This is a genomic window from Curtobacterium sp. MCLR17_044 (assembly GCF_003234435.1).
Taxonomy (GTDB): Bacteria; Actinomycetota; Actinomycetes; order Actinomycetales; family Microbacteriaceae; genus Curtobacterium; species Curtobacterium flaccumfaciens.
The window spans coordinates 67,433-93,829 of sequence record NZ_QKTC01000007.1; the positions used below are offsets into that span (position 1 = coordinate 67,433).

General features: G+C 67.2%; 27 protein-coding genes and 1 tRNA gene. 17 read left to right on the forward strand and 11 right to left on the reverse strand.

The window, feature by feature from the left end:
* The first annotated feature begins 76 nt into the window (after window positions 1–76).
* Window positions 77–511 (forward strand): helix-turn-helix domain-containing protein, encoded by a 435-nt coding sequence (locus DEJ04_RS06385; RefSeq protein WP_309148013.1) that lies wholly within the window; start codon window positions 77–79, stop codon window positions 509–511.
* 231 nt (window positions 512–742) lie between these two features.
* Here the strand turns inward: DEJ04_RS06385 and DEJ04_RS06390 are convergent, their stop codons facing one another.
* A complete protein-coding gene (locus DEJ04_RS06390) occupies window positions 743–1,225 on the reverse strand; it encodes a MarR family winged helix-turn-helix transcriptional regulator (RefSeq protein ID WP_111046566.1) in 483 nt (160 codons plus the stop codon).
* Between the two features lie 55 nt (window positions 1,226–1,280).
* Here DEJ04_RS06390 and DEJ04_RS06395 point away from each other — a divergent pair, with 55 nt between their 5' ends.
* The 5 genes from DEJ04_RS06395 to DEJ04_RS06415 all read left to right on the forward strand — a co-directional run bounded on the left by DEJ04_RS06395 (window position 1,281) and on the right by DEJ04_RS06415 (window position 6,468).
* Window positions 1,281–2,471 (forward strand): FAD-dependent monooxygenase, encoded by a 1,191-nt coding sequence (locus DEJ04_RS06395; protein ID WP_111046567.1) that lies wholly within the window; start codon window positions 1,281–1,283, stop codon window positions 2,469–2,471.
* Window positions 2,472–2,526: 55 nt separating this feature from the next.
* The gene (locus tag DEJ04_RS06400) at window positions 2,527–2,865 is read left to right on the forward strand and encodes an ASCH domain-containing protein (RefSeq protein WP_111046568.1); all 339 of its coding nucleotides are present in this window, start codon (window positions 2,527–2,529) and stop codon (window positions 2,863–2,865) included.
* Window positions 2,866–2,950: 85 nt separating this feature from the next.
* A complete protein-coding gene (locus tag DEJ04_RS06405; protein WP_258371323.1) occupies window positions 2,951–3,514 on the forward strand; it encodes a redoxin domain-containing protein in 564 nt (187 codons plus the stop codon).
* 452 nt (window positions 3,515–3,966) lie between these two features.
* On the forward strand, window positions 3,967–5,163 hold the full coding sequence (locus DEJ04_RS06410) for an MFS transporter (RefSeq protein WP_181437749.1): 1,197 nt from the start codon (window positions 3,967–3,969) through the stop codon (window positions 5,161–5,163).
* Window positions 5,164–5,220: 57 nt separating this feature from the next.
* The gene (locus tag DEJ04_RS06415; protein WP_111046571.1) at window positions 5,221–6,468 is read left to right on the forward strand and encodes an MFS transporter; all 1,248 of its coding nucleotides are present in this window, start codon (window positions 5,221–5,223) and stop codon (window positions 6,466–6,468) included.
* A 32-nt stretch (window positions 6,469–6,500) separates the two neighbouring features.
* On the opposite strand, the gene DEJ04_RS06420 is transcribed toward DEJ04_RS06415, so the two are convergent.
* Together DEJ04_RS06420 and DEJ04_RS06425 are read right to left on the reverse strand one after the other, a co-directional pair.
* The gene (locus tag DEJ04_RS06420) at window positions 6,501–6,728 is read right to left on the reverse strand and encodes a hypothetical protein (protein ID WP_111087522.1); all 228 of its coding nucleotides are present in this window, start codon (window positions 6,726–6,728) and stop codon (window positions 6,501–6,503) included.
* A 421-nt stretch (window positions 6,729–7,149) separates the two neighbouring features.
* Entirely contained in the window at window positions 7,150–7,572 is a 423-nt protein-coding gene (locus tag DEJ04_RS06425) for an ester cyclase (protein WP_110864774.1), read from the reverse strand.
* Between the two features lie 44 nt (window positions 7,573–7,616).
* Here DEJ04_RS06425 and DEJ04_RS06430 point away from each other — a divergent pair, with 44 nt between their 5' ends.
* From DEJ04_RS06430 to DEJ04_RS06460, 7 genes are all read left to right on the forward strand, one after another.
* On the forward strand, window positions 7,617–8,111 hold the full coding sequence (locus DEJ04_RS06430; RefSeq protein ID WP_111046573.1) for a MarR family transcriptional regulator: 495 nt from the start codon (window positions 7,617–7,619) through the stop codon (window positions 8,109–8,111).
* A complete protein-coding gene (locus DEJ04_RS06435) occupies window positions 8,108–9,091 on the forward strand; it encodes a zinc-binding alcohol dehydrogenase family protein (protein WP_111046574.1) in 984 nt (327 codons plus the stop codon). Before DEJ04_RS06430 ends, DEJ04_RS06435 begins: the two co-directional genes overlap by 4 nt.
* Window positions 9,092–9,487: 396 nt before the next feature.
* Window positions 9,488–11,323 (forward strand): histidine-type phosphatase, encoded by a 1,836-nt coding sequence (locus DEJ04_RS06440; RefSeq protein ID WP_111046575.1) that lies wholly within the window; start codon window positions 9,488–9,490, stop codon window positions 11,321–11,323.
* A gap of 231 nt (window positions 11,324–11,554) precedes the next feature.
* Window positions 11,555–12,187, forward strand: a complete 633-nt coding sequence (locus tag DEJ04_RS06445; protein WP_111046576.1) for a hypothetical protein — start codon at window positions 11,555–11,557, stop codon at window positions 12,185–12,187.
* A gap of 237 nt (window positions 12,188–12,424) precedes the next feature.
* Window positions 12,425–13,330, forward strand: coding sequence for a hypothetical protein (locus tag DEJ04_RS06450; RefSeq protein WP_111046577.1), 906 nt, complete (start codon window positions 12,425–12,427; stop codon window positions 13,328–13,330).
* The gene (locus tag DEJ04_RS06455) at window positions 13,318–14,610 is read left to right on the forward strand and encodes a hypothetical protein (protein WP_111046578.1); all 1,293 of its coding nucleotides are present in this window, start codon (window positions 13,318–13,320) and stop codon (window positions 14,608–14,610) included. Before DEJ04_RS06450 ends, DEJ04_RS06455 begins: the two co-directional genes overlap by 13 nt.
* A complete protein-coding gene (locus DEJ04_RS06460) occupies window positions 14,607–15,269 on the forward strand; it encodes an ABC transporter ATP-binding protein (RefSeq protein ID WP_111046579.1) in 663 nt (220 codons plus the stop codon). Before DEJ04_RS06455 ends, DEJ04_RS06460 begins: the two co-directional genes overlap by 4 nt.
* 16 nt (window positions 15,270–15,285) lie before the next feature.
* On the opposite strand, the gene DEJ04_RS06465 is transcribed toward DEJ04_RS06460, so the two are convergent.
* A complete protein-coding gene (locus tag DEJ04_RS06465) occupies window positions 15,286–15,669 on the reverse strand; it encodes a hypothetical protein (protein WP_111046580.1) in 384 nt (127 codons plus the stop codon).
* Window positions 15,670–15,752: 83 nt separating this feature from the next.
* Between DEJ04_RS06465 and DEJ04_RS06470 the strand changes: the two genes are divergently transcribed.
* The 3 genes from DEJ04_RS06470 to DEJ04_RS18855 all read left to right on the forward strand — a co-directional run bounded on the left by DEJ04_RS06470 (window position 15,753) and on the right by DEJ04_RS18855 (window position 17,624).
* Complete coding sequence (locus DEJ04_RS06470) at window positions 15,753–16,058, forward strand: hypothetical protein (RefSeq protein WP_146248656.1); 306 nt, start codon at window positions 15,753–15,755, stop codon at window positions 16,056–16,058.
* A gap of 598 nt (window positions 16,059–16,656) precedes the next feature.
* The gene (locus DEJ04_RS06475; RefSeq protein WP_111046582.1) at window positions 16,657–17,088 is read left to right on the forward strand and encodes a hypothetical protein; all 432 of its coding nucleotides are present in this window, start codon (window positions 16,657–16,659) and stop codon (window positions 17,086–17,088) included.
* 251 nt (window positions 17,089–17,339) lie between these two features.
* Window positions 17,340–17,624: a LysM domain-containing protein gene (locus tag DEJ04_RS18855; RefSeq protein ID WP_375334726.1), complete on the forward strand. Its 285-nt coding sequence runs from the start codon at window positions 17,340–17,342 to the stop codon at window positions 17,622–17,624.
* A gap of 60 nt (window positions 17,625–17,684) precedes the next feature.
* Here the strand turns inward: DEJ04_RS18855 and DEJ04_RS06480 are convergent, their stop codons facing one another.
* Together DEJ04_RS06480 and DEJ04_RS06485 are read right to left on the reverse strand one after the other, a co-directional pair.
* Window positions 17,685–18,146 carry a hypothetical protein gene (locus tag DEJ04_RS06480; RefSeq protein WP_111046583.1) on the reverse strand — a complete coding sequence of 154 codons (462 nt, stop codon included), beginning with the start codon at window positions 18,144–18,146 and terminating at the stop codon, window positions 17,685–17,687.
* 86 nt (window positions 18,147–18,232) lie between these two features.
* The gene (locus DEJ04_RS06485) at window positions 18,233–21,529 is read right to left on the reverse strand and encodes an SGNH/GDSL hydrolase family protein (protein WP_181437750.1); all 3,297 of its coding nucleotides are present in this window, start codon (window positions 21,527–21,529) and stop codon (window positions 18,233–18,235) included.
* A 1,085-nt stretch (window positions 21,530–22,614) separates the two neighbouring features.
* Between DEJ04_RS06485 and DEJ04_RS06490 the strand changes: the two genes are divergently transcribed.
* Window positions 22,615–23,133 (forward strand): GNAT family N-acetyltransferase, encoded by a 519-nt coding sequence (locus DEJ04_RS06490; protein ID WP_111046585.1) that lies wholly within the window; start codon window positions 22,615–22,617, stop codon window positions 23,131–23,133.
* Window positions 23,134–23,661: 528 nt separating this feature from the next.
* On the opposite strand, the gene DEJ04_RS18860 is transcribed toward DEJ04_RS06490, so the two are convergent.
* The 5 genes from DEJ04_RS18860 to DEJ04_RS06515 all read right to left on the reverse strand — a co-directional run bounded on the left by DEJ04_RS18860 (window position 23,662) and on the right by DEJ04_RS06515 (window position 26,377).
* Window positions 23,662–24,216 (reverse strand): LysM domain-containing protein, encoded by a 555-nt coding sequence (locus DEJ04_RS18860; RefSeq protein ID WP_111046586.1) that lies wholly within the window; start codon window positions 24,214–24,216, stop codon window positions 23,662–23,664.
* 42 nt (window positions 24,217–24,258) lie between these two features.
* Window positions 24,259–24,465, reverse strand: coding sequence for a hypothetical protein (locus tag DEJ04_RS06500; RefSeq protein ID WP_146248657.1), 207 nt, complete (start codon window positions 24,463–24,465; stop codon window positions 24,259–24,261).
* Between the two features lie 292 nt (window positions 24,466–24,757).
* A tRNA-Pro gene (locus DEJ04_RS06505) sits at window positions 24,758–24,831 on the reverse strand.
* A 137-nt stretch (window positions 24,832–24,968) separates the two neighbouring features.
* The gene (locus tag DEJ04_RS06510) at window positions 24,969–25,550 is read right to left on the reverse strand and encodes a hypothetical protein (protein WP_128781346.1); all 582 of its coding nucleotides are present in this window, start codon (window positions 25,548–25,550) and stop codon (window positions 24,969–24,971) included.
* Window positions 25,547–26,377, reverse strand: a complete 831-nt coding sequence (locus DEJ04_RS06515; RefSeq protein ID WP_111046588.1) for an endonuclease/exonuclease/phosphatase family protein — start codon at window positions 26,375–26,377, stop codon at window positions 25,547–25,549. The genes DEJ04_RS06510 and DEJ04_RS06515 overlap by 4 nt, the downstream gene beginning before the upstream one ends.
* Window positions 26,378–26,397: the final 20 nt, after the last annotated feature.

Genomic DNA, 26,397 nt, shown 5'->3' on the forward strand with positions numbered 1-26,397 from the left:
ATGAGTAACTCTGCCCGCCGGGTTCCCGTTACCGCAAACGATCCCCTGTTACCCGGCAGTAACCACGGGAGACCCCATGACGGACCAGACCGCGCTGGAGACGTTGCAGGCCCGGCTCCACCAGTCGATGCCCACGATGGCCGAGCTGTGCACGAGCGAGGACCCGGAACTCTTCCGGTCGCTGCTGTCCCGGATGGGCGACAAGTGGACGCTGTTGGTGATCGGGGTGCTCGGTGACGAGCGGCGGCGGTTCACCGAGCTCTCCGAGGTCATCCCCGGCATCTCACGCCGGATGCTGACCGTGACGCTGCGCGCACTCGAGCGCGACGGGCTCGTCTCGCGGACGGTCCACGCCGAGGTGCCGCCGCGCGTCGAGTACGAGCTCACCGACCTCGGACGGTCGCTGCAGTACGTGGCCCTCGCCCTCGCCCACTGGGTGCGGGAACACCAGCAGGTGATCGCCGGCAACCGGCAGGTCTTCGACGGTGACGGTGACGCCCCCGATCGATGACGACGACCCTGGCATCCCGTCGCCGATCGGCTCCTGAGATGAAGGGAGAGCGCTGGCACCCGAGCTCACGAGGCGAGGGGCTCCGGCTCCCATGCCGGGTCCGCTGACGGGTGCTCCTCGACGGACCGGCGCGCGCGGCGGATCCGGACGATCGTGGGCGGTAGCACCCAGACGAGGACCCCGGCCATGAGTGACCGACCGATCCACGCCGCTCCCCGCAATCGACGGCCGCTACCTGCGGAGCCGGTCCGCGGCGTCCGTCGCGGCACCGACCATGCGGCGGATGAACGCGGCGTGGTGCTCGAGCTCCACTGCAGGCACCTGTTGCAGGGCGGCAGCAATCTCGGCGGTCGACCTCTCCGTGAACGCCCGCGCACGTTCCCGTGCCGCCGGTGTCGGACGGAGCGTCACCCGGCGCCGGTCGGTGTGCTCACGGCTGCGTGCGAGCAGACCGGCCGCTTCCAAGCGGTTCAGCAGCACCGTCACGGAGCCGGAGGTCATACCGATCCGCTGCCCGAGCCGTGCGGGCGACAGCGGGTCCCCGGACGAGTCGGCCCAGAGCACCTGTCCGAGGGCGTTCGCATCTGTGGTCGGCAGGTCGAGCCAGGAGGACATCAGCTGGTTGAGCTCCGCGAACGCCACCGCCCAGCTCTGGAGTGCTTCCATCACCTCGACCTGGGGTGCATCCCACTCCGCCTCGAACACGTCGTCCATCGAATTCCTTTACTGTGTAGTATCTTTATTGTAAAGCTCACAACGGAGGAACACCATGGCAAACCGCACCGCTGTCATCTCAGGAGCCAGTATCGCTGGCCTGTCGACCGCATACTGGCTCCGCCGGACCGGATGGGACGTGACCGTGATCGAACGCGCCGCTGCGTTCCGTGACGGCGGACAGAACGTCGATGTTCGAGGCGTCGCGCGCGACGTGCTTCGCAAGATGGGCTTGTTCGACGCCGTGAAGGCACGGAACACCACCGAGACGGGCACCGTGCTCGTCGACGGGCGAGGGGCCGTCACCGCCGAACTGCCCTCCGACGGGGCCGGCGGTGCGACCGCGGAACTCGAGATCCTGCGCGGCGACCTCGCTCGGACGATCCTCGACAACCTGCCGGCCGGCGTCTCCTTCATCTACGGGGACACCGTGTCGGACGTCGCCGACGACGCTGCGGGAGTCACCGTGACGACCGCGAAGGGACAGCGCCTCAGCGCGGACCTGTTCGTCATCGCCGAGGGTGTGCGGTCTCGGACCCGTGCGATGGTCTTCGCCGAGGGCGACGTCGACCAGCGCGACCTCGACGTCACCATGGTGTTCGGGACCATCCCGCGGACCGACAGCGATGACGACCGTTGGCGGTGGCACAACGCCGTTCGCGGACGCCAGGTCCACCTGCGACCCGACCCGTACGGCACCACCCGCGCGATCCTCGCCTACTCTCCCGGGGACGACGTCATGTGTCTGACTCGTGAGCAGACACTGGCGGCGGTGCGGCGCAGGTACGACGGAGTCGGGTGGGAGGCGCCACGGGTCCTGGACGCGCTCGACACGTCCCCGGACGTCTACATCGACCAGCTCCAGCAGATCCGGATGCGGACCTGGCACCGCGGCCACGTCGTGATGGCCGGTGACGCCGGATGGTGCGTCACACCGATGGGGGGCGGCGGCGCCTCACTCGCGCTCACCGCCGGGTACGTCCTTGCCGCGGAGCTCGCCGACGTGACGCAGGACCAGGAAGCAGCGCTGACCGCGTACGAGAAGTGGATGCGCCCGCTGGTCGACGATGTGCAGGACCTCCCTCGCGGACTCAAGGCACTGGCGTACCCGCAGTCCCGACTGGCGCTCGCGCTCCGCGGGCTCCTCAACAAGGTGTTGATGTCACGGCCGCTCCGACCAGTCGCCATGAAGCTCACCCAGGTCGCCGAGACTGATCGCGAGTTGCCGGTCCTCCTCGATCGTTGAGTCCTCAGCGTGACAGGGGACGCACTCACTCCGCGACGTCCGGCAAGCTGGGAGCATGGCCGACACAGCCCCAGGTACCGTCCACTTCCATCAGAAGCACCACGAAGCGATCATCCGCGGCGACAAGGTCACCACCGTGCGGTGGAACGAGTCTGTACAGGTCGGCGCGGCGACGTTCGTCTTCGACGATCACCCGACCGCCGAACCGTTGACCGGCGCGATCACCGCCGTGCACCGGTACCGGCTCGACACCCTCACGGCGGAACAGGCGCATCAGCCTCCGGGGACGGACATGCGGCGCTTCGGGGAACAGCTCCGCGAGAACTACTACCCCGAGATGCCGGACGACGCGGTCGTCGAAGTGGCAGAACTCATGACTCGGCCATCTCTGTAGGGCATCTGCTGACGGACGCCAGAGTGGCCGCAAGCGTGCGTACCCTGGCGCAATGAGGCAACGTCGAGTCGGGGGTCCTGCACTGTTGGTCGGCGTCGCCGTCGCGGTCGCCGTGACGCTCACCGGCTGCACGGGAGGCAGCGACGGCCTCGCGAAGCAGTACCGCGACGGCGACACGAAGAACTACATCTCGGGAGACGGCGCTGTCACGGAGTTCGCCGCGAACGATCGTGGTGAACGGGTCACTTTCGAGACCCATGACCTCGACGGCAAGGTCATCCGTGCCGATCATTACCGTGGCAAGGCGCTCGTCCTCAACTTCTGGTACGCGTCGTGCGCACCCTGCCGCGTCGAGGCGAAGGACCTCCAAGCCGTCAGCGATGATCGGCACGCGCAGGCGTCGTTCCTCGGCGTCGATGTCCGGGACTCTGCAGCGACCGCGCGTGCCTTCGTGAAGGAGCACGACGTCTCGTACAGCAACGCCGTTGACCAGGACGCGGCCGTGCAACTCGCATTCTCCGGGACGAACGCCCCCAACTCGACGCCGGCAACCATCATTCTCGACAAGGAGGGCCGGGTGAGCGCCCGCATCCTCGGTCCGATCAATCGCAGTGTGTTGACGACGTTGATCGACGAAGCCAACAAGTGACGACGTGACGTCGGAGCCCTGAACAACGAGCCTGTCAGTGCGCCGAGCGCGGACGGCGGGGTGCGTCCCGTGGAGGGGGCACCAATTGAGACGGCACGTTGATCTCTCATCTTGAGCGCTGCTAGCGTTCGTTCAACTGGTCCGATGATGGCGAAGGGTGGCAACGATGCCGTTCTGTGCCCCTCGTCGACTGTTCTCCACCAAGCCTGCGCCCGAGTTCGTCGGACCGCGGCCGATCCCTCCCGGAGTCATGGCAACGCAGTACTGAGCTGACCACGAAGGTCGGCCCCTCCCCGACGCGAGCGTCCTGCTCGCGTGCTTCTGCTTGCCCGCGCCGTCGTACGACGGCGGCGCGACGACTTCACGGGACCACATCCATGCTCTTCACCCCTGCCCGGTTTCGGGCCTCACTCGCGAGCTTGCGCGAACACCGTTTCGTCACCTTCGCAGTCTTGACCGACACCATCGGCGCCGGCCTCACGCTGCCACTGACGATCGTCTACTTCACCATCACCACCGACGTGCCGCTTGCAGTGCTCGGCGCCGTCTCCACCGTCGCGACACTGGTTGCCCTCCCGATCGGACTGGTCGGTGGCGTCCTCACCGATCGATTCGGCGCGAAGGCGTCGATGATCCTCAACAACCTCCTCTCAGCAGCGGGCTTCACGCTCTACCTGTTCGCTCACGATCCGATGATGATCTTCGCGGCGATCTTCCTGGCCAACGGCTCCGAGCGGCTCTACTGGACCTCATGGACCGCGTACGTCCACGACCTCGCTGAAGGCCGCCCGTTCGAGCGGTGGTTCGCGTTCCTCGAAGCGACGAAGGCCGCAGCGCTCGGCGCTGGCGCGATCATCGCCGCGGTCACCCTCGCGAACGGCCACCAAGACGGGTTGCGGTGGCTGGTCCTCGCCAACGTCGTCACCAGCGTTGTGGCGGCCGGCGTGTTCGCGACGCAACCCACCGGGCACCGATCCACGCCGACGTCCGCCTTCGCCGATGCGGAAGGGGCGGACACGACCGGGTCACTTCGTTCCTTCATCGCCGACCGGTCGATGCGACTCATCACGCTCGGACAGTTCCTCATCGGTCCCGCAATGGTGTTGCCGAACGTCGCGTTCAGCGTTCTCTTCGTCGAGCGGTGGGGCATGTCCCCAGCGGTCGCGCCCGTCCAGTTCGCTGTCGCTACGGGCCTGTGCGCGTTGCTCCAGACCTCCGTGACCCGCTGGGTTGCTGGTCAGCAGCGTGGAACGCTCATCGCTCTCGGTGCAGTCTTGACGGCCGCGACCGCAGCACCGCTCATCGTTCTTCCTCCGCTGCATGGGCTGGCTGCGTGGTCCTTCGTCATCGTGGTCGCGATCCTGCTGGCAGCTGCGGACATGATCTACCTCCCGGCCGCCAACGCGGTCATGGCCGAAGCTCCACACCCTCGAATCCGCGGCCGGGCAATCGGGGTGTTCCAGACCGCGAGCTCGATCGGCATGGCACTGTTCCCGCTCACTCTCGGACTCTTGGACTCGCGCACGCCCTGGCTGCTCTGGCTCATCGCCACGGGTGTGTTCCTCGCCGCCGCCTGGGCTTGGCACAGAGCGGTCCGGGGTTTGCCGGGACGCGTACAAGTCGCGGAGCCGACCGACATCGACGCTTGAACAGTGTCTTGGGCGAACTGTCTTGCTCGCAGCGTCGCGGTCTGCCAGCGTTGGCGCATGGGCGAGGACGCGACCACGCTGCGTGGAGTCCCCGGGTTCCGCCCGTACTGGTCTGCTGCGACCGTCTCGTCGTTCGGATCAGCAGTCAGCGCGGTCGCCGTACCGGTTCTCGTGGTGACAGTGCTGCACGCCAGCCCGTTCGAGGTGGGGCTGGTGAACGCTGCCCAGTTCCTCCCGTACGCGTTGTTCGGGCTGATCGTCGGCGCGTACGTTGATCGATTCCCACGCAAGCCACTCCTGATCTGGGCGAGTGTCGGTCGTGGCGTGTGCCTGGGCACGATCCCGGTGCTCTGGTTCACGGGGCTCTTGAACCTCTGGGTGACGGCGGCGGCGTTGTTCGTGTTCGGCATCCTGTCCGTCATCGGATTCGCCGCAACGCAGTCCCTCCTCCCCCGAATCGTCCCTCGCCCACTCCTCCTGGCGACGAATGCGCGGGTCGACCAGAGTGATGCTGCAGCGCAGACGGTGGGCCCGGCTCTCGGAGGTGTCCTGGTCAGCATCGTGACCGCGCCGGTCGCGATCGCCCTCGACGCGGTGAGCTACTTCGTCGACGCCGTCCTCATCGCGGGCGTCCGCGTCATCGAGCAGACGCCAGCGCGCACGGCGGGTGCGCGGTTGCGGAGCGACATCGCCGACGGTCTGCGGTGGACGTACGGTCATGCGACGCTCGCACCGCTGGCGCTGTCGACACATCTCTGGTTCCTCGCCAACGCCGCCGGACTGACGGTGTTCGCGACACTCGCGCTCCGCACCTTCGCGCTCTCAGCGGCCGTGTACGGGGGCATCCTCGCCGTCAGCGGTGTCGCGATGCTCCTCGGCGCCACTGCGGCGCCGCGCCTCGGCACCCGCTTCGGCGCCGGCCGGACGATCATCGCCGCTCGAGCCGCGTACCCGATCGCCTGGGCCGCCATCACGCTCACGACGGTTGGCACCGACACCGCAGGAACACCGGCGACTGTCGCGGTGTTGTTCGTCGCCTTCGCCGTGCACGGCGCTGCAGCGGGCTGCGAGAACGCGAACGAGATGAGTCTTCGCCAAACCGTCACACCCGACGCGCTGCTCGGTCGGATGAACGGCACGATGCGCAGCGCGAACAGGACCCTCGCGGCTGGAGGAGCAGTGGGCGGCGGCGCGCTCATGACCGGCGCTGGAGATGGCGTCGCGCTGCTCGCGGTGACCCTCGTGTTCGCCGTCGCCGTCGTCGTGGCGATGTGCTCACCACTCAGGACGATCGCCGTTCGGTAACGGATCGACCGCCGAACGAGCCTGCCAGCGACTCAGGTTCGCTTCGTCCGGTCACGCTCGGATCGGGCGGACCCGTGGAGTGCGAAGCCGATCGCGCCGACGATCGCAGCCAGCAATCCCATCGCCGCGATGACCAGCCCTCCGGCCACGAGCCCGATGTACTGAACGCCCGCACCGAGGAGCGCCATCACGAGCCCCGCGACCAGAGCCCCGAGGCCGAACGCAAGGCCGAACACACGGGGCGGAACGCGAGAGAACATGCGCCCATCTAACTCTCGACTCTCCGCGATCCGCGCGCGCTGGCGAAGTGACGTCCGTGCCGGGGATGTGGCGGCCACACCCAGTCCGCCGCCGGCTGCGCTCCGGACCTCCTCGACGACGACCGCGGGTCACGCCCGATCACTCGACCGCGGTGCAGTCTCGACTGGAGAACTCGGCGAACTCCCCCGCGAACAGCGTCGGTGACGGAGCTCGGGTGGCGATCTGCCAAGCGTCCTCGGTCTGCATCCATGCACCTTGCCAACGGACGCCGCTGCCGCCCGAGGCTGCGCGCGCATCACCGTAGCGATCGGGGCACGTCCTCGCCGAACCCGAGCAGCATCCACGGTTCCAGGTCACTCACTCCCCCGATGCGCATCTGCGACAACGGGTGGGTCCTCGAGGGCGTTCAACGGTGACCGTTCAGCCGAGTGCCGGCGGGAGCGCCCCGATCTGCCCGAGGATGCTGAGCACGTCAGGCTGGCCGACCTCGTCGACGATCAGTCCCTCGTCGAAACGGTAGAAGTTGCTCGCGTTCGCGACCACCGTCCTCCCCGTAGCGGGGACACCGAGGAACTCGCCGTCGTGCGTGCCGCGGAGTTCGAAACGTGCTGCGACCGTGTCGCCCTCGACGACGATCCGGTCGATGCTCCACTGGATGTCAGAGAACGCGCCCCGCATGATCGTCAGGATTTGCAGGTACCCCGGCAGCCCGCGCAGCGGCTCGGGCGAGAACGGCGTCAAGAACGCCGCCTCCGGTGCGATAACCGTCTCACCGATGGACGGGTCGGCGCTGTTGATGAAGTCGACGAATCGCAGGAACGAGAGGCGTGTGTCTGTGGTCATGGGCAACTACTTTACATAGCAAGTAGATGCCGTAGAGTCGAAGCATGAGCACGGAACTCGCCCCCCTCCCTGGAATCGACGCCGCGGATGACCGGACCGGGCGAGCGGCGCGTCTGCACGAGTACTTCGCCGCGCTGGTGCGGCACGAGACCGACGTGTGGAACGCGGTCGAGAAGCGGATGCGGGGCGAGGGTGTGCTGAGCCTGGCCCGACTGGAAGTGTTGCGGATCGTCCAGGCGGCCCCATCGGGCGCCCGGGTGCAGGACGTCGCGACCGGCGTCGGGACGTCGATCGCTGCAGCCAGTCGCTTGCTCGACCGGCTCGCCGCCGATGGTTTCCTCGAGCGTTCGACGGACCCGGACGATCGGCGCAGTGTCCGCAGTGTGCTCTCACCCCAGGGGAGAGACGCCTTCGCCCTCGCGGACGAGCGGTTCGACCAAGCGCTGGACGCCGTGCTCTCGGATGCCGATGCCACGGCGATCGCAGACGGCATCGCGGCACTCGAGCGCCTGCAGTCGACGTTGGAGGCAAGGCGATGACGGCCACCATGCGGGCCGTCGTGATCGACGCACCCGGTGGCCCCGACGTGTTGCACCTCCGTGAGCTGCCGATCCCGATCCCAGGCCCGGGCCAGGTGCTGATCCGTGTGGAAGCGTTCGGGCTCAACCGGTCCGAGCTGCACTTCCGCCGCGGCATGGGCCATTTCGGGACCTTCCCACGGGTGCCCGGGATCGAAGCCGTCGGGACCGTGGAGGCAGCCCCAGGTGGAGAGTTCCCCGCCGGTACCCAAGTGGCCGGGCTGATGGGCGGGATGGGTCGCGACTTCGACGGGGGCTACGCCGAGTACACCGTCGTTCCGGCCAGCAGCGTCGTGCCGTTCCGGAGCAGCCTCGACTGGTCCGTGCTCGGCGCCGTCCCCGAGATGCTGCAGACCGCACACGGGTCGCTCACCGTGGGCGTCGGTGCCCGCCGGGGCGACACGATCCTGATCCGCGGTGGCACGTCGTCGATCGGCCTGGCGTGCATCGTGCTGGCGAAGCAGCAGGGCATGACCGTCATCGCCACCACGCGCAACCCGGACCGCACCGAGCGACTGCACGCCACTGGTGCGGACCACGTCGTGGTGGACTCGGGCCGGATCGCCGACGCGGTCCGTCGAATCGTGCCGGACGGCGTCAACGGAGCGGTCGAGTTGATCGGCACCGACACGCTGCCCGACACGCTCCGGGCGACAGCCGTCCACGGCACCGTGTCGTTCAGCGGGATGCTCTCCGACGTCTGGACCATCCCCGACTTCTACCCGATGGCGGTGATCCCCAACGGGGTGCGCCTCACCGCGTACTCCGGCGAAGCGAGCGACCTGCCGGCATCGGTGCTGCAGACGTTCCTCGACACCGTCGCAGCCGGCACCGTGCAGGTCCCGATCGCGAAGGTGTATCCGCTCGAGGAGATCGTGCAGGCCCACCGCGACATGGAGGACGGGACCCGGTCAGGCAAGCTCGTCGTCACCATCCGATGATGGGTACGGGCTCTCCGGAACCCCGCTCTCGGGGTGGAACCCGTTCGTCCTCGACAAGGGCGCCAGCCAGTGCAAGTCAGGCGGTCGCACTCGTCGTTGTCGTCGCCTGGCTGCTCTACGGCGTCGTCAGCTCGAAGTTGACCCGACGATCCGGGCACAGCTAGGCAGGTCTCGGTGGCCCGCAACTGACGGACTGGAGGCCCGGTACCAGCTGGCACCGGGCCTCCAGTCCGTCAGTGGCACGCGTCCAGGGCCTGCGCTCCTGTCGTCGCATCCCACGCGCGCCGCCGTGCCCGGCAGCACCGTCCGGTCACCCCCAGGTCAAGGGCTGTTCACCCGCTGCCGCTACCTCTGCTTGTCGGACCGCTGCCCGAGGGTCCCGATACCGGAGGACCCATGAACACCCGCACCGCACTGTCCTGCGTTGCCGTCGCCGCCCTCGCCTCGCTGGTGTTCGCGACACCGGCGCACGCCGACGAGGCCAGCTTCACCAGCAGCAAGCAGCCCTACATCGCCCCCAGCCAGTCGGACATCGACGCCTACTCGCCGGCGCCGACGGGCTACGCCCCCGTCGCCACGGAGTCGGTCGCCCGACACGGCTCCCGGGGACTCTCCGCGTACAAGTACGACGCACTGCTGCACCGTCTCGCCGCGACCGCGCAGGCGGAGAACGGGTTCCTGACGCCGGAGATCGGGAAGGAGTTCTCCGCGAACCTCGACGCCATCACCGCGGCGAACGTCGCGAACGGCTACGGCATGCTCACCGGTCAGGGCGCCACCCAGCACCAGGGCATCGGAGCACGAGCCGCGCAGCGCAACAAGCAGCTGTTCGCAGCTGCGGCGAAGACGGGCGGGCGTGTCGTCGCCGAGACCTCGGGTGAGTCTCGCGCGACGGAGTCGGGCGAGAACTTCTTGCGGGGCTTCGGGGCTCCGGGCGTCAAGCTCGAACCGCGCCCTGACCTGCTCTACTTCCACGACGTCGAGAACCCGGACGGCACCGACAAGGCCGAAGGGTCGCCCGAGCGCGAGCGCGCCCAGGCGTACGAGGACTACGTCGCCGCACAGACCGGAGACGGCGGCACGATCGCCGCGGCCTTGCAGTACATCGAGGCGAAGCCGCGATCCTTCGAAGCGGCGAAGGACCTGCTCTCCGGCATCTTCACGCCCGGGTTCATCGCCGCGATCGGCACGGACAAGGCGCACACCTGGTACAACACCGCCGACGGCTCGAAGGGCGGCGCGGTGGCGTGTGCGCCCGGTGCCGACACCAAGGCCGATCCCGATGCCTGCGGCGATCCGAAGAAGTCGATCAAGAGCACCGTCGACGCGGCGATGTCGCTGTACAACCTGTACATCATCGCGGCCGACATGCAAGAGGAGAACGTCGCTCCGCACCAGTTCGACTTCGCGCAGTACTTCGCTGGCCGGCCGGCGGATGCCGAGTGGTTCGCGTACCTGCTCGACGCCGAGGACTTCTACGAGAAGGGCCCGAGCCTCGCCGGGCACGACGAGACGTACTCGATCGCCGAGCCCCTGCTCGACGACTTCTTCGCCACGATCGACCGCCGCGTCGCCGGCGGCGACGTGGTGGCGACCTTCCGCTTCGCGCATGCCGAGACGATCATCCCGTTCGCTGCGCTGCTGCGTCTGCCGGGCTCCACCGTCGCCGCGCCCGACAACGCTGCTCCGACCTCGGACGCCGACGTCTACGACGACGCCACCAACCCGTGGCGAGGCTCCCAGGTGACGCCGATGGCGGCGAACGTGCAGTGGGACGTCGTGTCACGAGCGGGCATCGACCCCGCTACCGGAGCGGCCTACACGCCGCTCGTGCGCATCCTCTACAACGAACGGGAGATCGCGTTCGCCTCCGGGTGCCGTGCGGTCGCCGCAGGGTCGCACTGGGTCAAGGAGACCGAGCTCAAGCACTGCCTCACCGGCACGGCGATGACCGAGAGCCCGCTGATCGCTGCGGCCGTGCCAGGACCGACCGCGACGCCCACCGCGGCGCCCACGCCGACGCCGACCGTGGCACCAGCGGCGCAGGGCGCCGGCACACCGACGACCCCGACGACGACCACACCGATGACCCCGGCGACGGCGACGGGCACGCTGGCCGCGACCGGAGCGGAGTCACCTGTCGGACCGGCGTTGCTCGCGACACTGCTCCTCCTGGCCGGCGCCGGGACTCTGGCGCTGCGTCGCCGGCGTCGCCTGCGACCCACCGAGTGACACCGACGCGGATCCGCGGCTTCTCGAGATGACCAGCCTGTCCCGGCGCCCCGCCCCAGCGGGGTGACGGCCGGACTGGAGGCACGGTGCCAGCTGGCACCGCGCCTCCAGTCCGTCCGTGGTTTCGCTCCAGGTCCTCGCCGAGTTCACCCGCTCCGGGCGATGGGCGCCTCCCCCAGCAGGACGAAGGTGGTGGTCCGTTCAACGGACCGACGGCCGGGAGCAGAAGGCATGAGCAGTACAGGGCAGTCCGATCGCCGGACACGTTGGCGCTCGAACCGCGAGCTCATCACCGTCCTCATCCTCTCGATCACCGCGGTCCTCACCGCCTGGTGCGGGTTCCAGGCATCCAAGTGGAGCGGCGAGATGTCGATCGCGTTCAGCCAGGCCTCGAGCGCTCGGGTGCAAGCCGCCGATGCGACCTCGGAAGCGCGCGACGCCCGGCAGTGGGACCTCACCATCTGGGTGCAGTGGGTCCTCGCTGATGCACGCAACGACACGGTGCTCCGGGACTACGTCGAGCAACGGTTCACCCCGGAGCTCCGGACCGCGTTCGAGGCGTGGCAGGCAGACGGGAAAGCAGCGGCCGGACCGTTCGCAGAGCGGTCCTACGTCCCCGAGGGCACCGCCACCGCGACCGCACTCGCCGATCGCGCGGACGGAAGCTTCGCCCGGGCGCTCGAGATGAACCAACGGGCGGACAACTACTCCATCCTCACCGTCCTCTTCGCCCTCGTCCTGTTCCTCACGGCCCTGTCCCAACGGGAACTGCGCAAGCGACTGCGAGATGTCCTGTTGATCACAGCCGTCGTTGGCGCGCTCGCCGGCATCGCCCTCCTCGCCACGTTCCCCGTCAAGCTCTGACCAGCCGGAGCGAGTGCTGCGACCGGTGCGGTCGACCGGGAGAGCACCTCGCTCGGACGAGGACATCGCTCGGATGAGCGATGAGCGTCACGGCACCAGCACGGCCCTTCGAATGGAAGGCGCCTGAAGCAGAACGACGCTTCTGCGGCGATCCAGCACGCCCGCTCGACAGATCGATCCGCGTCTGACATGTTAACGGCTAGTGTCAGCACGCCCGCTGCTGCACGAGGAGAAGACGTGACGAAGCAACAGATCACGGCAATCGCGGGCCTGCTCCTGCTGGCCATGCTGTTGACGGTCTTGATCGGGGTGTTCGACGCTCGCCGACGTGTCATCGCCGCGGAAGGCAACGACCTCCGTACGGGCCAGAGCGCGTGGGTGACCGCGACACTCGACGAGCTCGAGCGTGCGCGGAGCACGTTCGAACCGGGAACCAAGGTGTTCGCGGAACTCGAGGATGGTGTCCGCGCCGTTGCGATCCTGTCCGGACGGTGGACAGACGTCCCACTGCACGACGGGCACGCACTGACCGGGCGCCCCGGCGAAGCCCTCGCGGGCGCTGACGTTGCCATCCGCGGCGACGACATCGCCGTCGATGGCAAGCCGTACAACGTGGTGGGGCGACTCGGCGTCCGGGCCGACAGCCTGCTGTCCGACGATGTGGTCCTCGGTGATCCGTCGCGGTTCTCGGCGTCACCACAGCGGCTACTCCTGGACGGCCCGAGCAGCGCCCACCACTACCGCGCAGAGTTCCCCGGCAGGAGCGTCGAGATCATCGACGACGGCACGAACCGCAGGACGAACGTCGACGCCGTGTCGCCGGTCCTGGTCGCGCTCGGCGCGCTCGTCGTCATACTCATCGCCGTGGTCGCAGGTCTTCAGGCCGGACGATGGGAACTCCGCACCGCCGCCGTCCGCTTCACCACCGGGATCCGACCGCTGAACACCCTTCGCAGCGCTGCCATCCGAGTCGGCGTGATCAGCATCGCCGCCAGTACTGCCGCCCTCGCGGGCGCGGCAGTCGTCAGGCAGACCACCATCCTCGACCTCGACGTCACCCCCGCAGTCGTCGCGGTCGGAACCGTCGTGCTCGCCGTGTCCGTCGCTTCGTTCTTGCAGGGAACCCGACGATGGAACTGCTGAACGACCTCCGGTCCAACTGGACGATCATCGTCGCCAAGATCGTCCTGCTCGTGCTGCTAACACTCTGCTGGTACAACGTGGCGTCGTTCACTCAGTCCACCTCGCAGGCAGTGGCCCAGGGCCTGTCCGCTGATGCCGACGCCGACCTCTACACGGTGGTCGACGATCTCGACCCGGATGCGTTCGAAGCGATCCGGCGAGACCAGCACGCACTCGACGACGTCGCCTCGTTCGTCGACCGCATCGATGACGAGCCCGGATTCGACTTCATCTCCTCGTACGACCAGCCCGTCACTGTCCAGGACTTCCGCGGCGACGACCGCTTCGACGTCGGCTACGGCACCGAGTACACGCTCAACGGGAAGTACCAGGACGAGTCCGGACGGAGCGTCCAGGACATCAAGTCGATCCAGCTCAACGAGACCGCGTACGAGTTCGCGGGGCTCTCCGTGCAGGACGGCAAGCCGATCGAGTGGGACGGCGTCGACTGGGGATCCGGCCGGATCCCGGTGCTGCTCGGCAACGAGTACCGCGGCGTGTACGAGCTCGGAGAGCGACTCACCGGAGCGGTCATCCTGCAGGAGCAGGAGCTCGAAGTCGTCGGTTTCCTCGAACCGGACAGCGCCATGTACTTCCGCGGTGAACCCAACCAGTACCTCGACGACACCGTCATCGTGCCCTACCCGCCGACACTCGCCCGACTCGACCGAGCAGCACTGGACCGACTGGATCCCGAGCTGTTCGGGCGCCTGGTGTTCCAGGTGCTCAACGCCGATCTCGCCGCCGATCACAGCCTCGATTTCGGAGCCGTCGTCGCGCGTCTCGACGCGATCGGAGACGACACCGGCTTCCGGTCGTACACATTGCTCGGAGTCCCGAGCTACCTCGTGCAGCTCTCCCTCGTCCGCCAGCTCGTCCAGGACAACGTGGCGCTCGTCACCGCGCTGCTCGTCGTCCTCACCGCGAGCGTGGGCATCATCACGGCGTTCCTCAACCGACTCCTGCATCACCGACGAGCGCCAGTGGCGCGGGTGCACCATCTCCTCGGGAGGAATCCGGATGCCACGAACCGACTGTTCCGTGCGAGCCGCCTGACCGAGTACACCGCCGTGCTCGGGCTGTTCCTCGCGATCAGCGCGTTGCTCCCCAACGACAGTGCAACGGCACGACTCGGCGCCGGCACCGCCCTGCTCCTCTGGTGTGCGTCGGACGGGGCACTCGCCCGACGAGCCTTCCGCATCGAACTGACCGCCCAACGCCGAAGAGGTACCCCACGATGATCGTGCTGCGCAACGTCTCGAAGACCATCACCGAGCCCGACGGATCGACCCGAGCACTGTTCGACCGACTCGACTTCGACCTTCGTGACGACGATCGCTCGGTCGCGATCACCGGGCGGAGCGGATCCGGCAAGAGCACGCTGCTCCGGATCCTCGCCGGCCTCGATAGCGACTTCCGCGGGAGCTACGAGCACGACGGGCACATGCTCGAGCGCACCGCACGGAGGATGGCGGCGCACCGACTGCGACACATCGGCATCGTCACCCAGGACCACAGCCTCCTCGGCGACCGCAGCGTGCTCGACAACGTCCGGCTCGGCGTTCCTGCTCGCGCTGACTCCGCTGACCGAGCACGTGAGGCCCTCGAGGCGGTCGGCATCGGCCACCTCGCCAGCAAGCGCCCACGACGGCTGTCAGGAGGAGAAGCGCAGCGCGTCGCGATCGCTCGAGCCATCGCGAAGCGCCCTGCGGTCGTCCTCGCCGATGAGCCCACCGGCGCACTGGACGAGACGACCGAAGACGAAGTGCTCGCCCTCTTCGACCGGCTGCAGCAAGCGGGAACCAAGTTCGTGATCGTCACCCACAGTGAGCGCGTTGCACAGCGGTGCGGACGTCGACTGCAGCTCCATCACGAGCAGCTCCTCGCGCGCGGCGCGTGATGGGCTGGAGGCCCGATCACGCGCGCGCAGAACGGTCGCGGCTGAAGAACTCGGCGAACATCTCCCGTTTCGCCGCGTGTGAATCGGGCTCGAGCTCGAGTCCCTCCATGTTGAGGTCGGTCCCGAACAGTCGCAGGATCCCAGGACCACTCGGCTCCGCGGTCTCGAGGGACACCGAGAACAGTGTCGGCAACACCTCGCCTGCGGCGATCCGCCGGGCCTCTGCAAACGCCGCACGGTACGTCGCGTCGGTGACGCGGATCACTCTGACCGCCCAACTCGTGGCGTCCCAGTCGGGCGCGACCGTCTCGCCGCTCGGGCCATGGAAGAAGTGCACGACGAACGTGTCGCGCTCGCCTTCGGTGCCGTAGTGCCGCTCGTCCACGTCTTCGATCTGCACGAACTCATCCTGTCAGCGTCAGCCGGGGCGTTCGAGGCTGCGGACCAGCCGAAGCATGCACCTTTCGCCGGTACCATCTCGCCATGGCTGAAGCAGGTCTGTTTGCAGCGAGCATCGCCGTCCTGGTGGGTACGGTCGCGATCCTCGTGCATCGTGTGCGGACCCCGGCCTGGGTGCGTGACGTGCAGCTCACCTTGAACGCCACCCCCGTGACCAGCCTGCTGCTGCTCCTGGTCGGTGCTCTCCTGGCCGCCCTCGTCCTCGCCTTCGGGATCTTCTGGCTCGCCACCGGGCACAGCGTCGTCGGGTGGGCAATGGTCTGTCTCGCTGCGACCGGCATCGCTCACCTCGGGGTGACCGTGTGGATCCGGCGACAGCCGCTCTCGTGATCAGATACGGAGCTGGCCGGTGGAGAAGAACCGATCGAAGCACTCGTGAACGAGGACACGCACCACAAGCACACCTCGGGAAGGGAATGCTGCTCGCGGCGACCTGGTCATGAACTGGGCATTCGTCGTGGTCGGAAATCGTGGCCGTGGTCATCTCAACCGGCTACGTGTTCAACGAGAACCTGTACGCCTACGGGCTCTGCCCAAAACCTCCACACACCGGGTGCTCGGACGCGCCCTGGTTCAGCAGCATGAGCCTTTCGTTCTTCGGAGGCATTGCTGCGGTGGGTGTCGGCGCATTCCTGGGCCTGCGCCGGTCAGGCAATGGCCAGTGTGGGTGTTGCCCGGGAGGGCTCCCAGCCGTTCGCGATCTGCAAGGCTCGGGAGGGACCGGAGGCGACCGAGCGCTCTCGGTGGCGATGGGCAGTTGACACGGATCTCAGTCGACGGACAGATCCGCTCCACGACTCCCCTTCAACGGACTGCAACCACCTACGAACCCATCAGCCGCGCTCCCGTCCCGAAACCAGCAGCATCAGAAGTCACCGCGATCGCCGACACCGCCCGTAGCATCGCGCACGCTGCAACACGATCCGACGTGCCATGGATCCTCGCCACGCTGATCAGCGGCGTGATCATCACAGTTGGGCTCGCTGCCGTCGGCACGACCGCCACCTGGGTCCTGGCGGGCCTTGCTGCGGCCGCAACGTTCGCACGCACTGTCTATGCCACCCGCCGAACCTACCGACAGGCCGGCTGGGTACACGCCGACGACGCCACCTTCACCAAGGAGCTCCAACAGCATCTCCGCGACGGTATCGCCCGCCACTTGCACACCCTCCACACCCGTAGCCAGCTCCCCCTCGAGCAGCTCGTCGCGATCCTTGACAGCACCACGCCGATCGGCACCGTGCAACTCAACGCCCTCACCGCCGGCGACAACACCGACCAGCGCAAGCTGATCACCACCGCCGTCGAAGCCGCCATGCGCGCACACGGATACCGAGTCGGCGCGGCCCGGTTCCGATAATGCTGCTTCTCGGAGCATGTCAGCGGGGCTGGAAGTGATGCAAGACGTCGTCCACCGGGCGGCGAGTCGCCCTGTCGAAGGCGCGCCTTATGCTGGGTCCACTGAGCTAAGGGGGCAGAGTGAATCGAGTGACTACGGCAGTGGTCGTTGCTGTTGTAAGCGGGGTCCTGTTGACCGGTTGCACCGCGCATCGAGAGTCGCCACTCCCATCGGCGTCGCCAACGGCTACGCCGTCCGCCTCGTCGACTCCCGTGGGGGTTGTCTCTGCGGATCCCTCTGATCTGGGATCTCGTGCCGGCGCCGCGGGATCGAGCACCGCTGACGGGAACGGGTACAGGTACCGGGTTGCACAAGGAGACGCGGTGATAGCGATCGCGCAGCGGTTTGGCATCTGCACTGCGGACATCTACCTGAGCAATGACGACGTCCTAGGGCAGGAACTCTCGGTCGGGCAACGGCTGGATATCCGTCATGTGAAGGGTCCGGGTCATCAGGTGGATCAGTGCCATGCATCGTTCCCCGAGGGTGTCGGATGAAGCGCTGAACGGGCCCTGAGATAGGAAGCCTCAAAGCCCGTTCAGTCGTAAGTGGTCGAACTACCGTGCTTCCTGGTAGATCGACTTCCACCCTCCCGTGCGGTTGGCGACACCACCGGACTTGTTCTTGTAGACCAACCGAGCCTGGCTGTAACCGGTGTAGTACGGGCTCACCCAGGACGGGCTGGCACTGAGGACGTCCTTCGTGTATACCGACGAGACGGTCCCGGTGCGGGACTTGAGCTGGAGCGTGACTTCGCCGTTGCCTTGGATGCCGCCGCCGTTGTAGTTGATGCGGAACCAGGCGGTGCCTCCGCACTTGGCGCTGCGGCGAAGTTCAACGTACATGTTGTACGCGACGAAGTTGTCCGCTGTCTCGCCTCCGTCGGTGCACGCAGCGGCGGTGGTGGCCGCGGCAGCCGGGCTGGCGCCGGCGGTCTGGCTTCCCCCGACGAGGGCGCCGGCGGCGAGTCCGAACGCGAGCAGTGTCGCGACGATGCGGCGGTCGCTGGTCAGTTCCATAGTTATCCCCTTGTGACAGCAGCATTCTGTGACGGCCGTCCACCCGTGCTGCGGCGAGTGGCGCCTGGTCCGAAAGCGGCGGGCTGCTATTTGAGGGCTGCCTCGAGCAGCTTCGCTTCGTAGCCAGTACCGAGAACCTTCGGGTGGAAGCTCTGCTGCGACACCGCGAAGATCGCGTCTGCGCCCTCGGTAACGGGGATGTTGAACCAGGCCTTCTCGCCGCTGCGCCGGGCACCGTAAAGGTTCGTGACGATCGGCAGAGTTGTGTGGATGGCTGGGTCTGCGCTGCAGACGTTGTGCCCCTTGAACACCGGCGCCGGGTCCATGAACACCATCTTCGCGCCCGCGTTCTGCGCCGTGATGCGGTCCTTGATCGTTTGGTTCAGGTCGACGCCGAGCTGTACGAGCCACGCCTGGTCGGCTTCCTTCATCCCCGCGACGCATTTGACGCCGTCCTCGAAAATGTTCGGATAGCCCATCACCGCGATCTTGGCGTTTGGTGCTTGCCGCCTGATCTCGGTGTAGGTGGCGTCGAGGCGGCCCTTGAGAATGTCGAGTGCCGCGTATGCGGAAGGCTTCTGCTTGTCTTCGCAGACACCCTTGAAGATGCAACCGCGGATGATGTCGCCAAACCCGATGTCGTTCCCCCCGATGGACATCGTCACCAGGGTGGTGTTCTCATCGAGGTACCCCTGCGACAGCTGCGGTGGTTCCCATTGCTTCGTCGTCAGCAGATTCGTCGCTTGCGCGCCCGAGCACGCCACGGAGTGGTAGTCCAGCGTGGCGTCGCGTGTGCTGTCGCGGCTGGCCACAGTGGCTGTCGCTCCGGGCAAGACGGCCCGGTTGGTCCAGGAGTTCACCGAGCGGTGGCATGCGTTTTGGTAGTAGGTATCATCACCGTTGGTGTCGCTGACCGGGATGTAGCCGCCAGGGGTGTCACCTGGCGCTCCCTCGCCCGAGGAGTACGAGTCGCCGATGTTGACCACGATGTCCTTCGGTTTCGCGGACAGCGGCTCGAATGCGACGGCGTCCCACGCGACGTCGTCTCGTGCGGCGTTGTCGTCGGCGTCGTTCGTAATGTTCGACAGCGATACCGACGGTGTGCCATTGAACTGGAACACCCCAACGGATGACCACTTGTTGGACCAGTTGCGTTGTGGGAGCACACGGGTTTTGGTGCGTCCGTCGCCAAGATTGATGTCGTAGCGGGCGTCTTTCGCCCATGCCCCGTTGTCCGGGGTGTGGATCCAGACTCTTCCCCACTGTTTGAGACTGCCGCCGAGCGTCCACGTGCCAGTCACGGAAGAGGCCGGGGTGTTGTTGGATGCCCACGTGTGGGTGAAGTAGAAGTGATCGTTGAAGCCGCCGCCGAGCTGGTGCGTGTCGATCTTCGACGGGTACGAACCGGATGCACCGGCAGCACCGAAGTCGAATCGGAATGACCCCTCTGTGGCTACTCGAGAGCATCCAGCTCTCGTCGGGTTGGCGGTGAGGGTTCCCGCGTCCGTCGTGATCGGGACGTCGTCAATGACTCGCGCGGTACTCGGCAGACCGGTACGGGTGCAGGCAGGCGGGAAGCTTTCCCCGTTGGGCTGTTCGGTCATGTAGTCGGCAGCGGGGGCGAACCGGTAGAGCTCGTTGCCGCAGGTGGTGTCGCAGTCCTTCTTCCAGGTCGCGTTTCCATGCCACCAGCAGTGCAGGTCGGAGCGGGAGCAGTAGCCGGTGTAGATCGGTGCGCACTCGTTTACGCCCTGCTGGCAGAAGGTTGTCAGCGGGGGCTTCACCGCCGTGCGGTTCTTCGGAGCGGTCTCGTCGGTGCCGTTCCACCAGGCGGTGCGGTACCCGCCCACTTCGGTCGGCGGTGCGTCGGCGGTCTGCTTCTCGGTTAAGGTCAGCGAGTTCGCCGCGAACCCCATGATCTTCTCTGGGTAGGGCCAGTCCTGTGGGTGTGCGGCGTCCGCCGCGTTGCCATCGAGGAAGGCCTTCCGGTTCGCCGGGTAGGCCGGATTGACCGGGTTGTTCAGCCAGCCAAGCCCCCACGCGCCGTTCGACTCGGGCTCTCCCTTCGCGTGGTAGCCGGAGTTGTACGCCCAGGCCGCTGCAAACCAGTTCTCGATCTTCGTCGGGTCGCCGTTGTTGATGGTGGTGCCGTCGGCGCGGCTCTGGTTCCACTTGTCCGTCAGGATCTGCGCCGCAGCAGCGATGTTCACCGTGTAGTCGAGGGCGATGGCTTGCTGCTTCGCGACCGGAAGTGCGGTAACGCGGCCTTGCTCGCGGCCGGCGAGACGCATCCCGTCGGTGACCTGCCCGACTCCATAGCCGCAGTCGGCGTTCGAGAAGTCCACCGCCCAGAACGCGTTGTCATTCACACCTGCGGCCTGCGGGTTGCCGTAGAACACGCCAATCTGCGGGTTCCCGGTCGCTCCAGGCTTCGTATAGCGGGACGCTTGCCACAAATTAGACTCCTGCGCGAGGATCCCGAGGAGCACCTGCGAGGGGATGCGTCCGCCGCCGGAGAGCGCCTTCGTCGGGAACAGGTCTGCTGGCTTGTACGCGGCCATGCCGGTGCTGTTCCAGTTCGCGGGGCGAGAGATGGTCAGCTGGCCGGAGACGATCCGGTTGACGGCCCACTCGACCTGCCGCGGCTTGGGCTGCAGCGCCTGTGCGCGCGGGTCGTTGCGGGGCACCGCGCACGTGCGCTCCGTTTCGGATGGATTCGACTTCGAGCCCACCGCAGCTGCGGCGACCCGAGACCGTGATGCGGCAGGAGAACCGACTGGCGAAGAAGTCACGTCCCCGCCCGCCGGAGGGACTTCGAGCGTTGTGGCTTTCCCCGTCTCGAGAGACTGCACCCCGATCGTTGCGTCACCAGCGGCGCTACCACCAAGGGTGGACGGGGATGCCGCGTCGCTTGTCGCCACTAGCCCCGTCGTCGAGATGTCCGCACCCGGCTGCACCTCTGGTGCCGTACGGATCCCATCCGGGACCGAACCAGCTGCCTTGAGGTCGCCGAGGACGTAGGTGTGGCCGCGGGAATCCGCTGCAACCCCGACCTGTTCAAGTTTCCCGGAGCCAATTGAGCGGAGCGCAGCCGTCCCCGTCGCGGGCACTGTCCCCGTCTTCACCGTGGCGGTCGCACCCTTGTACTCGGCATACGTCAGCCGACTTCCGGCGACGACCAAATCAAAGGCGGTACCGGTTGTCTTGGCGACCATTTCCACCGCACCACCGTCACGGACACGAACAATCTTCCCAGCAGTGGCGCCGAGCACTGACCCGTCGGCAAGTGGCACGGGGGATGTCAGCTGCCGCGGGATGTCAGCCGTCCACTGGCTCGATTTGTCCACCGCGTCAAAGCTCGCAATTGACGTCGCATCGTCCACGGACCGCATCAAAGCGACTCGTTGCCCTGCTCCACAGCCCGGATTGGAATACGAGATGCTGTACCCCCGGCCGAGAGAGGACTGCTCCCCCGTCTTCGTGTCCACGACACTTGCCCAGGCACCCTCCCCGAACCCCTGCTCCGAGTTCGTCGTCGTCCGCGGGGCATAAACCACAACCATGCGCGACGCATCAGCGGTCAGGCAGAAGTTCCCAATCCACCGGTCCGTCTCAACACCCGGAACGGTGATCTGCGCCAACGTCTCCCAGCGGTACCCCGCCTTCGCGGTGCCGCGCACCACCGCGAGACCGTCAGCCGTCCCCACCAGCTGATACGCGGCATCCCCCGAGGACGCCCACTCAGATCCAAGAGCCTGACGCCGGTCGCCTTCCGGAACCTGCTGCGATGCATCCCCCTGGCTCTGAACCGGCGGCAACGAGGCGTCCGGATCCGCAGCAGGCGGCGCGGCAGCCAGTGCTGGACCTCCTGCAAACACTGCCACGCACGCCAGAACCGCCACTGCGGTGGTACGGAACGAACGTCGACGCAACCACAACTCAGCCATCTCTCCCCCAAATGACGCCCACACGGCCCTGCCCATGCTGGACGTGCCTCAGATCTCTACTAACCGGCCCAATGACTCATGGCCGCACGCACAACGTGCGACAACACGAAGTGCCAAACGGCAATCAACCCCACGGCCACAACAACACCGATACCCGCAAGCAAGCCCACCGCACCGAGGACTCGACGAGAGGTTTGCGCCTGCTCCGGCGCAGAAACCACTGACCCGGGCGACTCAGCAACGAGGCGCTCAAGCCGTTCCGCGGGCTGGTCCTCAGCGCCAGCCCCCCGATCCGTCCCCATGACAGTTACCTTCGACCCCAACCTGTGGATCTGTCAAGAGACGAGCAAGAAAGGCGATGCGGAGATCAGGGCGACAGGCGTGCGTCGTCCCACCCGCGCAAGCGGATAGGGCAAATCCCTCAGCTCAAGGGGAGGAAGAAGAAGTCCAGTAGCCGATCCCGATCCGGGCGTCGGCGGGCGGGACCGGCTTACCGTGAGGCAGCCTCCTAGGCTTGCAGAGTGACTACCAACGTCGAGCCGCGTCCTTTCCGTCCTGAGGACGCAGTGGAGCTGACGGCTCTTCTGAACTCGGCCTACCGAGAGCTTCAAGATGCGGGATTGAACTTCACCGCAGCGACCCAGGACGTCGAGACGACCCGTCAGCGGGTGGCAGGGGGCGTCTGCTGGATTGTGGAGAACGACGGCCGTGTCGCAGCGAGCATGACGATGTCCGCGCCTCCACCGGACGACGTCCGTTCACTGTCGGAGCATGCTCAGAAGCCAGGCACCGGATGGCTGTGCCAAGTGGCGGTCGGGCCGGAACTGCGCGGTCGCGCCGTCGCCAGAACGCTGTTCGACGTCGCGTGCGCGTGGGCCGCGAGGAACGGTATCACGCGGATTGGACTCGACACTGCGGCACCGGCCGAGCACCTTGTCGCCATGTACGCGCGTTGGGGCTTCGAGCACGTCGACGACGTGCGCTTCCCCGGTAAGCGCTACGGCAGCATCGTTATGACACGAAGTGTGACCGGCTCATAGAACCGGCCCAAATGTCTCAGTAGCCGATGCGCTACTGGACGCCGGAACTCATCTGGCCTCGTCGGCCCACACGTGTCGAGGGACCTCAGCATCATGTTGCGCGCCGGTAGCGGCTACGGGGCGTATGAACCACTCACTGGAGTGAGCAGCTGCCCGCCGTTCAGGATCAATACGAACGCGATCCCAGCCGCGGAGGCGACAGCACTGCAACCAGGGTTGCGATCATTCCCGTCCACCGGTGGCACCGTCCCTTGACTGCTACCGCGCCAAGGACGACCAGTCCGAGGACATGGGTGAGCGCCAGCGGGTTGCCGCCCACGAGCAGCGTCGTGCCAGCCATCGTGGTGCCCGCAGCAACGGCCTTCGGCTGTTCTGTAGCTTCCTCTAACGAGGCAAGACTGAGCCACAACCACGCGCCGGCCATGATGGGCAGCCCGACCACCGCGAGTACCCAGAACAACACCGCACTTGGTGTTGACTTCCAGCCGTGCTGGGTAGGCGGACCCTGCAAGTCTCGCTCTCGCATGGTCAGTACACGCCGTCTGGGTAGGGCTGGTCGCACTGCTCCGTTGTATGACCCGGTCCGACCATCCGGCGAATAGTGAGCTGCTGGCCGACCGCAAGCTCGTGCCCATATACCTCTGGGTCTTCATTGGCCAGGTAAATGTCGGCAGTGCAGAGACCGAAACGCGCAGCAATTCCTGTCACGGCGTCCCCCGATGCCACGGTGTAGACGAATGATGAGGGACCGCCGGTGACGCTTCCATTCGCCGTCACGGTCCTCTCGTGATCTTCGGCCGGAGCACTCTCGGAGACCGCAGATGCCGAAGCCAACGGTTGGTCGGAGGATGGGGCCGGAGTGACGTCAGGCTTGGAACTGTCAGTGCAACCGACAACGGTGCAAGCGAGAACGGCCATCACTGCAACCGACACGATCCTGCGCATCGAGATCCCCCATCTCGTCCGCTTCGGCGTTCGCACCGACTCTACCGGGGCCGCCGAGTGACGGCAGGTGAGGTCGGATCGGCTGCCGATAGGGATCCACAACCGGGCGGGGCTGACGGCCCTGACCGTGTCCTGCATGACGAGCGCTCAACGGTCCGGCAGGAGTGACATGTGTCGTGGCTACTTCTTCTCGTACTTGCTCCAGTAGCGGGCGAGCGCCGCTTGGCCCGGTCGAGCCGTGGTGAACACGACTAGAGCGAACCCGGCGAAGATGACGAGAAAAGCCACCAGACGGTCGAGCCTGCCGTCCGAGTGGGCCATCAACACGAAGCCGATGATGATGACCAGTGCACCCAGCGTCACGAGTACAACGCGTCGAGGGGTCATGCCGCGAATCTATCGTCGCCGTCATGAGCTGGTGTCCGACTCGCCTCGATGGACAAAGGCACTCGTTCGGTGACGAGCCCCGGTAGGAACGTCTCGTAAGCCGGTCCCGTCGCGCAACGCGGTGTCTGAATCGACCGGGCCGCAGGGGTCAGAAGACCCACGTCGCACACGGGTGGTCCGCTAAACGTCGCAGTGAGGCACCCCATGCGTACGACCCAACGACAGCCATGAGAACGAAGAAGCCCACCGAGATCCTCGGTGGGCTTCTGTCGTCGTGTCAGACACGTTTCGGTCGGGCTGACAGGATTTGAACCTGCGACCCCTTGACCCCCAGTCAAGTGCGCTACCAAGCTGCGCCACAGCCCGCGAGTTCCGGAGAACTCAGGATCCCGGAGGATCCTCGCCCACGTCCGACCGGAGCGCGAGCGACCGGTCCAGCATAGCGGACGTCAGACCCCCTCCGTGCCACGGCGAGTCGGAGCAACGCGACCCGAACGACACGCTCAGCCCGGCCGCACCACCTCGCGCCGCGCCGCCAACCACGGCAACCCGAGCCCGACGAGCAACCCGCCGGAGCCGTCCGCCGCCAGGTCCCCGATCGTGTCGTCGTACCCGACGAAGATCTTCGAGTCGACGAAGTTGTGCCCGAGCCACTCCCCCATCTCCCAGACCGCCCCGACCGCGAGTCCCGCACACAGCGCGAGCACCGCGACGACCACCCGGCGCTCGGCGTGCGGGGCCGGCACAGCGCGCAGGTCGGCACCGATGACGTAGAGCACCGCCGCGAGCAGCCCGGTCAGCACGACGTGCATGAACTTGTCCCACAGGAAGACCGTCGTGTACCACTCGAGCACGCTCGACCACCCGGCGAGGAGCACGAGCACGCACACCGCCACGTCGAACGCGGGCCGCAGCCCGAGCATCCGCGGCACGACGACGCCGAGCAGCGCCAGCGCCATGACCGGGAACGCCGTCCCGCCCCACCCGACAGTCGCCACGACGACGCTCACGAGCGTCAGCGCCCGCACCACGTCGGCCACCAGGAACCGCGGCCGCAGGAACGTCGGTCCGAGCGTGGCGATCACGACGCCCACCGCACGACCGCGTGCACGGCAGCGTGGTCGGACGGCCACACGCCGCCCGGCCGCCGCACGTCGACCGCGACGCGTTCCACCTCCGCCTCGGACGTCACGAGCACCCCGTCGATCCGCCGGCCACCGACACGCGGACTCCCGTAGTGCGGGTACGTCCCGTAGGGCTCACCCACCTGCCTGGAGGCCCGCCCCCAGCTGTCCTCGACCCCCGCCTCCGCCAGGGCTCGCCATGGTGCGGAACCGGCCGGGCTGTTCCAGTCGGCCATGACCACGGCGGGCAGGCCGCGCTGCCGGACGATCCGGCCGAGCAGTTCGGCGGAGCGGACTCGGGCCCACGGCGAGGCGACGTCGAGGTGGGTGGCGATCGCCAGGAACCGAACGCCGGTCGCGCGGTCGTCGACGACGGCTCCGACGGCGTGCCGGGGGAAGGACGTCGCCCACGACCGCGAGCCGGGGCGGTGGGGCGTGCGGGAGAGCGCCCAGGTGCGGCGCTCGACGACGTCGAGGCGGGAGCGGTCGAGGAACAGGCCGACCTGTTCGCCACCGCCGCGCGCTCCCCGTCCGGCCAGGACGGGCTCCCAACCCGACCCGAGGCCGGACGTCAGGTCGTCTGCCTGCGTGGGCAGGGCCTCCTGGACGGCGAGGACGGTGGGCGCTTCGCACGTGACGAGCGCGAGCACGGCCTCTCGGCGACGCTCCCAGGCGTCGGGGTGGGTCGGCTGTCGCGGCACGCGGCGACGCACGTTGAGCGTCATGCAGTGCACCTCGGGCGACCGGACCGGTCCGATGAGCGGGCGGTCGTCGGGGTGGTGGGGCATGCCTCCCTTGTACGAGACGA